This window comes from Erwinia rhapontici, from assembly GCF_012271765.1.
Taxonomy (GTDB): domain Bacteria; phylum Pseudomonadota; class Gammaproteobacteria; order Enterobacterales; family Enterobacteriaceae; genus Erwinia; species Erwinia rhapontici.
Map to the genome: position 1 here is coordinate 127,458 of NZ_VRKO01000003.1, position 13,683 is coordinate 141,140.

The window sequence follows — 13,683 nt, forward strand, 5'->3', positions numbered from 1 at the left end:
CCTAAACCTGCGTTAATCGATCCACCAGCCCACTGCGCCTTTGCGTGCGCATCTTCACTGCGGCGTTAAACACGCCTTTATCGGCGTACAGCGTTAGCTGCCGTTTGGCACGCGTGATGGCGGTATACACCAGCTCACGCGTCAGCACCGGCATGATCTGATTTGGTAACACCATCAGCGTATGTTCAAACTCCGATCCCTGCGACTTATGCACCGTCATCGCCCAGGCGCTGTCATGCGGCGGCAGGCGACTCGGTTGCACGGCCTTGATGCTGCCATCGGGCAGTGGGAAAAACACTTTCAGCTGCTGCTCATCGTCCAGCATCGCAATACCGATATCGCCGTTAAACAACCCCAGCGCCCGGTCATTACGGGCAATCATCACAGGCCGCCCGACAAACCACTTGCCATTCATCGCCACAACGCGGCGAATCAGCCCCGCCTGGCGCAGCGACTGCTCAATGCGTTCATTCAGCCCGGCAACACCAAATGGCCCCTCGCGCAGGGCGCACAGCAGTTGGAATCGGCCAAACTCCGTCAAAACCTCAGCAGGCGGCGCTCCGGCGGCGAGCAATTTCAGATAGCCGCGATAACCCGCCACACAGTCATTCAACAGCTGCTGGTAATCCTCGCTGCTGCTCAGTGCCTGGCGACGAATATCCGTAAATCCACCGCTGAAGACCTGCTCAACCCGCTTCACCTCACCGGCGTTGACCGCCAGCGCCAGCTGACCAATACCTGATGACGCTGTAAAACGGTAGCTTTTCCGCAGCAGGCAGATGATATCGCGCACCACAGAAGCACTGGCATCCTCACGCCCGGCAACGTCACACCCCGTCAGACGCGTGAGTTCAGCGGCACGCTCCAGGCTGTAACCGAATTCGGCACAGCGGCAGATATCCCCCAATACGGCACCCGCCTCTACCGAGGCAAGCTGGTCGCGGTCACCCAAGAAGATCACTCGTGCCTGTGAAGGCAGCGCCGCGATCAGGTTAGCCAGCATCGGCAGATCGACCATTGAGGCTTCATCCACCACCAGCACGTCCAGATGCAACGGATTACCCCGGTGGTAACGCATGCGTTGGCTGCCTGGCAGTGCGCCCAGCAGGCGGTGCAGCGTGGTCGCCTCCGTCGGGAAACGGCTGCGAATCTCCTCGTCCAGCGTCAGTTCCTGTAGCGTTTTTCCCAGTGACTCCGTGAGTCGGGCTGCCGCTTTCCCGGTTGGAGCTGCCAGTTCAATCCGTGGCGCCGTCACTGATAGCTCAATCAGGCTGGCGAGTAATTTCGCCACCGTTGTGGTCTTCCCGGTGCCCGGCCCGCCTGAAATCACTGCAACCTGACGGGTGAGCGCCACGGCAGCGGCAATTTTCTGCCAGTCGTCAGGCTGCTGGCCGAAATAGCGGTCAAGCGTCTGGCGCACCTGCGCCTCATCCAGTGCGACGGCATGCTGCTGGCGCTGCACAAACTGCGCCACTTCCCCTTCGCTCTGCCACATCCGGTGCAGATACAGCCGCTGTTGATGTAACACCAGCGGCGTCGCTGACTCCCCGTTACTGACGGCGGTTTGTGCCAGTAATGTATCAGCCCAGTCCTGTGGTGCTCCTGCCGCCTGCCACAATGCCTGCGCCAGCTCCGGGTGACGGCCGGCAAAAAAAGCCTCAGGATGCAGTTGGTCCAGCGGCAGACAGACGTGCCCTTCCCCCGCATCGCGACTGACCAGTGCGGCCGCCAGCATCAGCGCCGGTTGCTCTGCTGTCGCCACCATCTGCGCAAACTGCACATCAAGGGGCCGCAATAGCCGCAGTCGCTGCGCCTGCTTTAATCCTTCTGTCAGCGTCATGCGCCCTGCTCCGCGTTGTTAGCAAACAGCTGGTCAAGCGCAGTGACAAAGTCTGCCTGGGGCCGCGTGCTGTAAATGCCATTGCTTCCCTCCGTCCCGTCCAGGCCACGCAGGAACAGATAAATCACGCCACCGAAATGACGTTCGTAGTCATAGTCCGCCAGACGGTGCCGCAGATAGCGATGCAGCGCCAGCGTGTAAAGCTGGTACTGCAGGTCGTAGCGATGTGACTGCATCGCCTGCGCCATAGCCGGACGCGTGTAAGCGCTACTGTCCTCACCCAGCCAGTTCGATTTGTAATCCAGCAGGTAATATTTTCCCTGCCAGCAAAAGACCAAGTCGATAAAGCCTTTCAGCATGCCCTGCACCTGATAAAAATCGAGCGGCGGGCAGTCAGCCGAAAGCGGGTCCTGGCGCACCACCTGGTCCAGTGCATCAGCCGTCAGAAGACGTGAAATCGGCAGATAAAATTGCAGCTCAACTCGCCGGGCTTCAGGTGCAAGCTGATCCAGGCTCACGCCACTGTCATTGAGCGGCGTATGCAAAATACGCCCGAGCCAGTCATGCATCACCGGATGCCAGGCCTCGTCCAGCCCCTGACGACTAAGCTGAAGCGCCAGCCAGTCATCTTCCAACGGTGCGGTAAATTCGAGGGTTTCGAACAATCCATGCAGGAAGGTGCCCGGTGCCGCTCCGCGCGGGAAAGTGTGCGGCGTAAGCTGTGGTAACAGCTCATCGCTGGCTTCCCCCACCGCATCAACATCCAGCCGGGGCAGCAGGTCCAGCGCGGGCGCATGTCCGTGCTGTTGCAGGCCGGAATAACTGGTCACTCGCCAGTCATCGCGCAGGGTACGTTGTAACTGCTGGCTGCTCAGGCGCTGTGGGTCTTCGTGCTGTGGCTGCCACGGCGTATCGTCCGGTTCCTGCGGAATAACGACCGCGGTCGCATCACTTTGCAGGCTCAGCAGTGCCGTCCTTAATCCTGCGGCATCTGCCGCTTCGCCTTGCTGGATCAAGTAGCCCAACGCGCTGCGGTGCAGGTCGCTGTCGCCCTCTTTTTTACGTGTGCCTTTAATCAGGGGAGCAATACCGACGCTACAGTGGTAAACCGAGCGCGTCAGCGCCACATACAGCAAGCGCAGATCTTCTGCCAGCCTTTCCTGCTCGGCCAGCGCCACGCTCTCTTCCCCTTGTTGTAAGTCGAGCAACGCTTCGAAGGTTTGACGATCGTGATAAACGCCGTTTTCCGCCTCGCGGAAGCTGGCAACAAATGGCAACCACACCAGCGGATACTGTAAACCTTTCGATTTATGGATGGTGACAATCTGCACCAGGTTACGATCGCTCTCCAGGCGCAACTGCTGGTTAGCCACTTGCCCGTCCGGCTGTTCCACCTGCTGAGCGAGCCAACGCACCAGCGCATGTTCACTGTCGAGGGTGGCTGCAGCCTCCTGCAACAGTTCACCCAGATGCAGCAGATCGGTCAGACGGCGTTCCCCGCTGTCGGACGCCAGGAGGTTTTCCGCAATATGCCGTTTCACCATCAGATCGCGCAGCATCGGCAGTACGCCGCGCTTTAACCAACGCTGGCGGTAGTCGGCAAATTCATCCACCAGGGCATCCCAGGCCCGTTCGTCCTGGTTCAGCGCATCCAGTGCCCGGGCATCAAGGCCCAGCAGGCTGCTGGCCAGCGCACTGCGCAGAACACGCTCCTGCTCCGGTGCCAGCACCGCCTGCAACAGCCACAGCATTTCGCGGGCTTCCGGTGTGGTAAATACGCTGTCACGGTTGGAGAGATACACCGAGGGGATTGCCAGGCCGTTTAATGCCTCACGCATCACCGAGGCCTCACTACGGCTACGCACCAGAATCGTGATATCCGAGGCACGCACCGGCTGCTGTTTACCGGCCTTACCGATCATCGCGGTGCCCTGCTGCCCGGCACTGAGCCAGCGGCGAATTTCCGCGGCACACTGGCGCGCCATAAACTGCTGGTAATCACTGACCCCAACGCCCTCGCCGGGCTGCAACCAGAACTGCAAAGCCGGCTGTTCTGCTCCCTCCAGGCTAAAGCTCAGAGTGGCGTTCGGCTCTGCCGGGCTGACGGTAATAAACGGGATATCATTGAATAAAAACGGGTTTACCTGGTGCAAAAACAGCTTATTAACGCCATCCACCATCGCCGGTGATGAGCGCCAGTTAGTCTCAAGCGTATAGTGAGCACTAACTTCTGCTCGCGCCTTCATATAGGTAAAGATATCCGCACCACGGAAGGCGTAGATAGCCTGTTTCGGATCGCCGATCAGCAGCAGTGCACTGTCTGGCTGCCGCGCATACAGCGTGTGGAAGATGCGGTATTGCTGGGGATCGGTGTCCTGGAATTCATCAATCAGGGCAACCGGATAACGCTGACGGATTGCCGCTGCCAGCGCGGCCCCCCCCGGCTGCTGCAATGCAGCATCAAAACGCCCCAGCAAGTCATCAAACCCCATCTGCGCATGCAGGCGTTTCTCCTGCTGGGTCACAAAACGCACCTCGTGCAACGCCCGGGCAATCACCAGGTCGCGCAATGACAGAGGCTCTGCGAGGAAGGCATCAATCTGGTCAAACAACGGATGCCGTGGCGGCTCGCCTTTCTTGGTTTTATCCGACAGCACGCGCTGACCAAAACGCTCAAGGTCTTTCGCGACCTCATAGTCTTCCGTTGCTGCCTGCGCCCACTGGGTAATTTTTTCCAGCCAGTTAGGTAAGTGCTTACTACTGTAACTGCGCTTGTCCACACCGGAGGACTCAACCAGCGACTGCAAATCGCCTGCCGCCAGCCATGCCTGTTTCAGCAGGTCGATGTGGGCAATGATTTTCTCATGGCGCTGCTCCAGCGTTTCATCGCGGTCTGGCGCTGATTTGAGCGCTGGCGCTTCTCCCCCCAGCCACGGCGAAAGCGTTTTCAGCAGTTGCTCCGGCCCTTCCCACAGTTGACGCACCACGCGCGCCACTGGCAGCGGCAACGGATAGCAGTGACGACGCCAGAAATCGGCCGTTGCGCGACGGCGCAACGGGGTTTCGTCCTCAATCAACTCCTGTTCAAACAGCATGCCGGATTCAAAGGCGTTGAGATTCAGCATGCGCTGGCAGAAACCGTGAATAGTAAAGATACCGGCCTCATCCATCTGCCGTTCTGCGGCCAGCAGCATTGATGCTGCCCAATTTCGGTCGGCGACTTCAGTCATAAGCTGTTTAAACATCGGGTTATGACTTTCACCGCGAACGCAGGCAATGCGCAGCTCGTGGATATTGGCACGGATACGCCCGCGCAGCTCCGCCGTTGCCGCCTCGGTAAACGTCACAACCAGAATCTCTTCCACTGACAACGGGCGACTGAACGCCGCTTCACCGCCCAACCCCAATAACAGGCGCAGATAGAGCAGCCCGATGGTGAAGGTTTTCCCGGTTCCGGCGGACGCCTCAATCAGCCGCTCGCCGTGCAGTGGCAGGGTTAACGGCTCAAGCCTTTCAGGCACCCGTTGGTTCATGGCTGATCCTGACTCACCGGTAATGATTGCTGCAAGGTAGAGAGATCCTTCCAGGTCTTCCAGCCTGATGGTGCAGCATAGTCAGCTTTGCCGTGGCGGCTGCCGGACACCTGGGACAACAACGCCAGCCCACTCGGCGCAATGACAGCCTGATGGAAGAAGTCAGCCAGCCCCTGCGGCGTTAACGTCTGGATCTGCGCAATCACCTTCTCGCGGGTATCGAAATGGTAGTTCTCACGATCGAAATCTTTGCTAAAGCGCCCGGCTTCCTCATCCAGCGTTTGCGGGCGCTGCTTCAGTTCGTTGATCATCGCAGCCTGATACTGAGCAAAATCTTCGTGGCTCATTTCACGCAGGCGCTTCTCAGCCGTTGGATAAAACGCCTCAAAGCGCTTCAGCAGATAAGCGGGTTGCTTCACGTTACTTTGCAGCAGGAAGCCGATGCCCCACTGACGGCCCACCGGCATCTGGAAGGAGAAGACCGCATAGCCGAGTTGCTCTTCCGTACGGAGCTGATTGTAGAACCACGGCTGAATAATCTGGCTCAGCATCGCACTGCTGGCCATACTCTGATACTCCGGGAAGCCCAGCGGAATATAGACGGCGGCCAGTGCAGAGTCGGTACTGCTACCGGGCTGTTGCAGGTTAGCCAGCACTTTTTTATCCACCGTCACGTGCTCACTGTGCCACCAGTCGCTGCCTTCGCAGTTAAGCTGATTTTTCACGTCAGTGGCCAGCTTACGCACGGCATCCGGCGTCATATTCCCTACCACCATCAGTTCCGGAGTGGATTGTTCCAGCAGCATTTTACGGTAGTCGAGTAGCTGTTGTAGCGTGATGGCAGGCACCAGTTTACGGCGTTCACTGCGTTGCGTGTAAGGCAGCTGTGACAGCAGTTGCGCAGGCTGAATCGCCAGCTCAAACGCTTTGCCTTTTTCGGCCGAATCCAGACGTTCCAGATACCAGGATTTCGCCTGTTCCAGCTGCTGTTCCGTTGGGGTAAAGCTGGCGTAACCGTCCAGCAGTTGGCCCATCAACTTCGGCAAACGCTGCGTGAACCCGCTGGCACTAAAGGAAACGCCGTCATCTTCACTGGTGGAAAAACTGATGCCACCGACAGAAGCCTGGGAACTCAGTTCATCCAGCGCAACCCCCGCCAGATAGTCATTGAGCGCAAACAACACCTGATTTTGAGCGGTGCTCATTGACGCCTTGTTACGCAGGGCCAGGGTGATATTGGCTTTAGGCTCATCGGCGTAGTACTGGCTTGGCATGTAGAACACGCGCAGCCCTTTCTGATTCATCAGCTCTTCCGGGCGCTGATACTTTTTATCGGCCTTGATCAGGCTGAAATCATCCGGGATGTAAGGGTTAAGAACCGGTAACGACAGGCTGATTTTGTCGCTTGCCGCCTGCCACTGATTAAAACGCTGCGCAGGAATACGATCGACCTGATAAGGCGCATCGACAAAGTAAGCGGTTTTATTGTGTGGCTCTTTCGGGCTGATAAACCAGATACGCGCATTTTGTGGCGTCATGCCATCCAGACGGGCATTAACCGCCTGCGGATCAAACTGGTCGGCAATATACGGGGCGACCAGCGTATCCTCGACCGGTACGCGCAGCATGGTATCCACCAGCCATTCGATGTAGTCCATATCGCGGGTAATCGACGGATAACGGAAGTCGAGATCCAGCACGTGGGACACTTCATCAAAGTAGCGCTTATCAATGCCCTGAGTACGCAGCGTTTTCAGGTAGCTGAATACGGCGGCAATCACTTCATCCCGGTTAGCCTGGCCTTTATCGGTCAGGGAGATAGCGATGGAGAACACGCCACCGTTGCGGTCGATCATCGGGTCAGCACCCGCACTGATGGAATCCGCCAGGCCCTGATTTTGCAGCCAGTCTGAGAGCGTATTTTTGCTGCGGTTACCAATCAGATACCCGATCAGCGTGTCCGTTTTGCTGCGGAATTTGTCGCTGTTGTTATCGATGCGGAATTCGATTTTCAGCTGCTTACGTGGCTGGGCCGGCACGTAGTGAATGATCACGCCTTTCTGCTGGTCGGTCACCACCGGAACGGTGATATCCGGCACCGTGGCATGGCGGTTTTCCACGCGCCCAAAGGTTGCGGCGGCAATTTTCTCCAGCTCCGGCAGTGGCTGATTACCGTAGATCACTGCCTTCATTAAGTTGGCGGAGTAGTAGCGATGGTAAAAGGCCTTCAGCGCATCGTGCAGTTTGCTGCCCGGTTTATCGCGCAGGGTTTCCAGATTCCCGCCAGAGAAGCGTGAGCTGGGGTGTTCTGGATTGAGAGTTTCAGCACCGACCTGCGCCATGCGCAGACCGTCACGCGAACGGGCCATCGTCAGCTCGGCGTTCACTGCATGGCGCTCGCGGTCAGCATTCACCGGGTCGAGCAGCGGTTCAGCGATAGCATCGGCCAGGCGGTCGACGGCGGGTTGCAGGGCATCGTTTTCCACTTCCAGGTAGAACGCGGTGCGATAAGACGCGGTGCTGGCGTTATGGCTGCCACCGTGTTTTTTGAGGAATTCAGCGAGGTTATCCGGCTGCGGGTAACGTTTTGAGCCCATCAACACCATATGTTCGAGGTAGTGTGCCAGGCCAAGTTGATCGGTTGGGTTTTCCAGTGAGCCGACCGGCAGCGTCAGCGCTGCCAGCGATTTCGTGGCCTGCGCGTCGGACACCAGCAGAACGGTCATGCCATTATCGAGCTTAATGGCCTGATACTGGCGTGGGTCCTTCTCACTTTTACGGATGGTTTCAGTGAGGGGCTGCCAGCCGGTCTGAGCAAGTGTCAGTGGGCTGAACATCGAGACGGAAACAAAACAAGCTAACCAGACTGCATAACGACGCATTCAAACTCCTCAACGGGCTGGTGTTATCCGGCTTCCCGCCAGATGAACATCGGCTTACAAATTTCAGCGTACGGCTGTGTGACGTGACATACGCTAACACAATAAAAACACTACAGGATGTCGCCCTGAATGTCCTGAAAACATCAACTATTATGCACCAGTAACGGCAGCAACCACCGCTCTGCCTGCACGGCCATCTCTTGTTCGCTATTGCTATCCAGGGTACGCAGTAAACGTTGCAGATAAGGGTCTGTGCCCTCGCCGTCAACCTGATAATTTCCCTGCCAGCTCAGCAACAGTTTCCCGCGTGCTTTTTTCAGCGTCGCGTCATCGCGCAGCACCGCGCCCGCTTTCTCATCAAAGCAGGCTTTCAACCAGGCACCGCCGGATGCGGTCAGCAGCAGTGGCGCACACATGCCCTGACGATAACCGTCAACATACCCGGCAAGCTGCTGCTTTGCAGCAGCAGGGGCCAGCGGAGGGAAATGCCATTCGCTCTCTTTGCGTCCCAACATCCTGCTGCTGCCGGTGCCCCCCATCGAACAGTACACCAGGTGCTCCAGCCACAGCGTCAGGCCATCATTGAAGTTGAGAATACCGGGCCGCCAGCGCAGCAATCCGCTGTCCTGTACCTGGGGCAGCCAGCCGTTTAAGGTCACGCCCCCCACTTCCAGTGCGATCTCCCAGCTCTCAGCCGCCGCCCGCAGTTCACGTACGCGCCCCGCCAGCTCGCTCATCTCCTGCTCCTGTTCCTGCCAGAACAGTTCGCCAAAGGCCCCATAGGGTAACGCCCCGGCGGCGCGCTGACGGGCATACAATCGTTCGCTTTCACTGCCCTCAATCAGGCTGTTAAGCAGTTGAGTGTTGACCTGATAGCGGCTCAGACCCTGTAAAGAAAAAGGTTCCGCATCGGGCAGCCCGGTCTCTTCAAGATGGAAGCTGACCCCAAGACGCAGGCTGAAAAAAGCCCTGACCGGATGGCGCCAGAAGCGCACCAGCTTGTCGAAGCTGAGCTCATCCGTACTTTCATCAGGCAGTGCCTGCATAAACGGCGGGTGTGCCGTCCCCTGTGCGCTGGCAGCAGGGAGCCATTCAGCGGCAAAGCTGCGGAACTCCGATTCAGCGCTGAAGTTTTCCGCGGCAAAGGGCATCCGGCTATGCAAATGGTGCAGATGCTCCACGACGGCTTTTGCGCTGCTGTCAACATCCCGATCGCGGTCCTGCTCCAGGCAGAAGCTCTGACTGATGTATTCCACTAATTCACTGACCAGCACAGAGGGGTAACGTTCCGTATTATCCTGAATCGAGCGGCCGATGTAGCTGATATACAGCTGTTGCTGCGCCGAGTTCAGCGCTTCGAGGAACAGATAACGGTCATCGTCACGGCGACTACGGTCCCCCTTCTGCGACTGCTGGCTCATTAAGTCAAAGCCCAGCGGCGGCAGCGTACGCGGATATACGCCGTCGTTCATTCCCAGCAGACAGACGACTTTAAACGGGATCGAACGCATGGGCATCAGAGTACAGAAGTTAACCGGGCCGGCGAGGAAGCGCTGGCTGATGCGCTGCTGGTCGAGGCGTGACGACAGCTCATCACGCAGTAGCGTCAGCGGCACGGCCTGCTGATAACCTGCCTCCACGCCGTAGTTGATCGCCTGCTGCCACTGCTCTTCAATCAGCGTCAGCGCCGCTTCGGTTTCTGCGTCACTGGTAAAGAAATCATCCAGCATTTGGCGGCACAGCGGCAGCCAGTGCTGGAGTTCACGGGGTTCACTCAGCCACTGCCGCCAGCGGTTGAGCTGCATCAGCAGTTCAGCAAGGTTTCCGGCCAGTTCTGCAATCAGCCCGCTGGATTCATCGTAAGGCAGGATACCCTGCCAGTCCCCGGCCTCGCTGTTCATAGCATAGCCCAGCAGCATACGCGTCAGACCAAAATGCCAAGTGTGCTGGCCGGTAGCAGGCAGATCCAAATCGCGCACGCTGTCATCATCAAGCCCCCAGCGAACGCCGGACTCCGCAACCCAGTGGCGCAGCAGACGTAATCCTTCTTCATCCACGGTAAAACGGCTGGCGAGTGCAGGCACTTCCAGCAACGCCAGCACATCCTCGGCGGTAAAGCGGCTTTCCGGCAAACTGAGCAACGAGATAAAAGCCTGCAATGCAGGGTGCGCCTGGCTGGCACGGCGGTCGGAAATAGCAAACGGCAACGCGCGATCGGCCGGAGCATTGCCAAACACCGCCTGAATAAACGGGGTATAAGCGTCAATGTCAGCCACCATGACGATAATATCGCGCGGGGTCAGCGACGGGTCGTCAGCCATCATGGCCAGCAGCCGATCCTGGAGCACCTCCACCTCGCGCTGTGGGCTGTGACAGAGGTGGATCGCCACCGAACGATCTTCAGGGGAGAGCACCCGCTTGCTACGACTCGTAGACCATTCACTTTGCTTCAGGCCAATCGCGGCATGATCTTCCAGCTCCAGCAAATCCCGCTTCAGGGCATGCAGCAGGTTTGTCGGCTCAATATCGACAAAGGCAAAGACTTCATTCGGTTCCATTTGCGCCAGCAGGTACAAATTGTCACGCCCCAACTTGCCCCAGGAGGCCAGCAACGGGTTACTCAGCTGCTGTTCACCGCCTTCATTAAACAGCCCTGGGGCTGCATCGCTGTCACGAAACTGGGGGATCTCGCGGTTATCCTGATAATGGCGACGATGGCGGCTTTGTAATTTTGCCAGGAAACCATAATCCTGAATGTCGCCCCAGTAGTGACGGCAGGGATTCGTGAAAAGCAGATGGATATCAATATGTTTACCCAAAGCCTGGAGGGCTTGCAGGTAAACCGGCGGCAGTGCTGAGATACCACAGATAAACACACGATCAGGGAGGTTAGCCGGGCGTTCACCGCTGTTGTCCAGCCGGGCAATAAAGCGCTGATAGAGGTTGGCACGGTGCCATTCTGGCTGGCCGAGTTTATCCGTGTAGTCAACCAGCGCAGCCCACAGCGGTGCCTGCCAGCATTGGGATTCCCCCAGATCATCCACCAACTGCCCTTTTTCCCAGCTGTTCAGCCAGTGAGGGCGATAGACCAGATACTGGTCAAAGAGATCCGCCACGCGGGACGCCAGCTGGAACAGCTTACGGTCGTCGCCATCGCTGAGATAATGACGCAGCATTTCAAATTCTTCACCGCCCAGCATTCCGGGCAGGATAGCCATCAGCTTCCAGCTCATGCTGGATTTATTAAAGGCACTCTCTTTCGGGATCTCCGGCAGCACGCGGACAAACATGTCCCAGATAAAACTGGCGGGCAGGGGAAAGTCGATATTCGCGGCAATGCCGAACTCTTCGGCCAGCGACATTTGCAGCCACTGCGCCATGCCCGGGCTTTGTACCAGCACCACTTCAGAACGCAGTGGATCGCCCAGCGGCTGGTTTTCTATCTGCCAGCACGCCAGTGTTTTTAGCAAATCCAACTGATTGGAGTGGTACACGGTAAACATACAAATATGCCCTTAAACAATACGCCGGAGGCTACTGTAACCCGATAAGCCCGGCTTGCAAATGTCACTATGTTATCGGTTTCTCTCATCGCACTGGAGGTGCGTCAGTTCGGCACGCCGCCCGGCGGGGCTGATTGCCTGCACGGTGATCAGTTGGCAACCCTGTGGGCCGCTACGTGACTGTTGCTGTATTTGCCAGCCTGCGGTCGCCTTACCCTCTCGTCGCTGGAAAGCCTGCCACCAGGCATCGCGCTGCTGCCACTGCCAGTGGAAACCCTGCCCCAGCACCTGCTGGTAGTGCAGCAACGCCGTGTAACTCAGGCTGAACAACAGCAGAGAAAACAGGATTTCCACCAGGCTAAATCCCTGCTGCGTGTGACTAGTTGACATCGCAGGCCCCCTCCCCGGTCAAGGGGCAGTAATCCAGCCAGCCGTGCGGCTGTGCCTGTAAAGTCCCGTTCGCTTGCTGACCGACCCAGCGATAAAGTGCCAGCGTATCTGGCCCACTGTCACCGCGCAGTAATTGATCAACGGGCTGAAAACAGGCACGCCAGTGATGCTCCACTTGCTGCTGGCAATGCCACTCTTCAGCCGCAACCCAGTGCAAACGTTCGCCCCAGGCCAGGGCGGACATCGCCCCGGTAAACTGCTGAAGGTAATGTCGTTCATCGCCCACCTGGCTCATTGAATCATCAAGCTGCCGTCGTGTGGTGTTCAGCATCAGAGTTCCCATCAGCAGGATCATCATCACCATAACGAGTGCCCCGCTACCCCGCTGTGTCGATGTCTGCATCACAGATTCTCCGCCGTCAGCCAGTGTTCCAGATCGCGCACGATACCCGGATCGCGCTGCGCAAAACCACTGAGGCTGACCTTGATCTGGCGCCCTGTCTGGACCAGCTGAAAAACACGGATGCCAACGCGCCGGGGGTCATTCAGCCTTTCCCAACCGCCGCCCTGGCAGTCTGTGACGCCACGCTGCATTTCCAGACTGGTGCCACGCAGACGGTAACCATAAACTTCACTGTCCTCACGCCCCGGCGCTTCCCAGCGGCCATTACTGTTTTCATCCCAGCGCACCAGCAGGCATCCCGCTGAGATGTGTAACCCGGGTTGTGCAGCATCACGGCAGTTGCCGTGGCAGTACCCGGCACGCCGCACGGCTTTTTCCAGGGTGTGCATGATCTGCTGAAGATCCTCATGCAGTTGGGTCTGCATCATGAGACGCAGGTTTTGTGCCTGAAGCTGCGGCAGCGTGCGCGCCGCTGACAGCATTAACATGCTGCCAATCGCCATCGCCATCAGCATTTCCAGCAGCGTGAATCCCTGGGCCTTCATCGACAGTTCTCTTCAGAGGGTGAACAGATGCGTACCCGTCCACGAGACGAGACAACAATCCGCCGCTTACCGGCTGCGTTGCCGATTAAAATACTGCCGGGATGGGCGGTATTTTTCTTGCCATAAAACCCTAAATCGCTGGTGACCAGCTCAACGCTCACGCCGGGGTGCGGTGCACGTAACGTATGTTTTGTGATGCTCAGACAATCTGCCGTCCCCGCCCCCAGGCACCAGCGCCCGGCGGATTTCAGCCACAAGAGATGCACAGTATTGTGCCAGTTGGCATCACTGCGCAGCCGTTGCAGCAGACGCTGGATCTGCTGGGCACTGTCGTTCAGTTGCTGCCGCTGCTGCCAGCTGTGCCAGCCGCTCCATGCGCCCAGGCTCAGCAGACTGACAATCGTCACTACCACCATCATTTCCAGCAGGGTAAACCCGCGCACGTTTTTCGTTTTCATGCACGACAGTGTGCGCTTTCCGTTCGCTCAAACCAGCGGCAGTTGGCAGGGTTGCGCGCCGTCTTCCAGACTGATTGCCCACTTGCATGTGCTTTCATTCAGATGACAAGAAGGCTCTTAATGTTGGGG

At 57.9% G+C, this 13,683-nt stretch carries 8 protein-coding genes; all 8 read right to left on the reverse strand.

Annotated features, from left to right (window positions below; genetic code table 11):
• Position 1: 1 nt before the first annotated feature.
• Positions 2 to 1,840 carry an exodeoxyribonuclease V subunit alpha gene (gene recD, locus FVB43_RS01640; RefSeq protein ID WP_167863291.1) on the reverse strand — a complete coding sequence of 613 codons (1,839 nt, stop codon included), beginning with the start codon at positions 1,838 to 1,840 and terminating at the stop codon, positions 2 to 4.
• The gene (gene recB, locus FVB43_RS01645) at positions 1,837 to 5,373 is read right to left on the reverse strand and encodes an exodeoxyribonuclease V subunit beta (RefSeq protein WP_167863292.1); all 3,537 of its coding nucleotides are present in this window, start codon (positions 5,371 to 5,373) and stop codon (positions 1,837 to 1,839) included. The genes recD and recB overlap by 4 nt, the downstream gene beginning before the upstream one ends.
• The gene (gene ptrA / locus FVB43_RS01650; protein WP_167863293.1) at positions 5,370 to 8,255 is read right to left on the reverse strand and encodes a pitrilysin; all 2,886 of its coding nucleotides are present in this window, start codon (positions 8,253 to 8,255) and stop codon (positions 5,370 to 5,372) included. The genes recB and ptrA overlap by 4 nt, the downstream gene beginning before the upstream one ends.
• Positions 8,256 to 8,398: 143 nt before the next feature.
• On the reverse strand, positions 8,399 to 11,758 hold the full coding sequence (recC, locus tag FVB43_RS01655) for an exodeoxyribonuclease V subunit gamma (protein WP_133846074.1): 3,360 nt from the start codon (positions 11,756 to 11,758) through the stop codon (positions 8,399 to 8,401).
• A gap of 72 nt (positions 11,759 to 11,830) precedes the next feature.
• Positions 11,831 to 12,148, reverse strand: a complete 318-nt coding sequence (locus tag FVB43_RS01660) for a prepilin-type N-terminal cleavage/methylation domain-containing protein (RefSeq protein WP_167863294.1) — start codon at positions 12,146 to 12,148, stop codon at positions 11,831 to 11,833.
• Positions 12,138 to 12,551 carry a DUF2509 family protein gene (locus FVB43_RS01665; protein ID WP_133846076.1) on the reverse strand — a complete coding sequence of 138 codons (414 nt, stop codon included), beginning with the start codon at positions 12,549 to 12,551 and terminating at the stop codon, positions 12,138 to 12,140. Before FVB43_RS01665 ends, FVB43_RS01660 begins: the two co-directional genes overlap by 11 nt.
• Positions 12,551 to 13,102, reverse strand: a complete 552-nt coding sequence (locus FVB43_RS01670; protein WP_133846077.1) for a prepilin peptidase-dependent protein — start codon at positions 13,100 to 13,102, stop codon at positions 12,551 to 12,553. Before FVB43_RS01670 ends, FVB43_RS01665 begins: the two co-directional genes overlap by 1 nt.
• On the reverse strand, positions 13,093 to 13,554 hold the full coding sequence (locus FVB43_RS01675; protein ID WP_159337924.1) for a prepilin-type N-terminal cleavage/methylation domain-containing protein: 462 nt from the start codon (positions 13,552 to 13,554) through the stop codon (positions 13,093 to 13,095). Before FVB43_RS01675 ends, FVB43_RS01670 begins: the two co-directional genes overlap by 10 nt.
• Between the last annotated feature and the right edge of the window lie 129 nt (positions 13,555 to 13,683).

Coding starts and splice junctions, on each gene's coding strand:
- recD (WP_167863291.1), bottom strand. CDS start 1,840: ATGACGCTGACAGAAGGATTAAAGCAGGCGCAGCGACTGCGGCTATTG.
- recB (WP_167863292.1), bottom strand. CDS start 5,373: ATGAACCAACGGGTGCCTGAAAGGCTTGAGCCGTTAACCCTGCCACTG.
- ptrA (WP_167863293.1), bottom strand. CDS start 8,255: ATGCGTCGTTATGCAGTCTGGTTAGCTTGTTTTGTTTCCGTCTCGATG.
- recC (WP_133846074.1), bottom strand. CDS start 11,758: ATGTTTACCGTGTACCACTCCAATCAGTTGGATTTGCTAAAAACACTG.
- FVB43_RS01660 (WP_167863294.1), bottom strand. CDS start 12,148: ATGTCAACTAGTCACACGCAGCAGGGATTTAGCCTGGTGGAAATCCTG.
- FVB43_RS01665 (WP_133846076.1), bottom strand. CDS start 12,551: ATGCAGACATCGACACAGCGGGGTAGCGGGGCACTCGTTATGGTGATG.
- FVB43_RS01675 (WP_159337924.1), bottom strand. CDS start 13,554: ATGAAAACGAAAAACGTGCGCGGGTTTACCCTGCTGGAAATGATGGTG.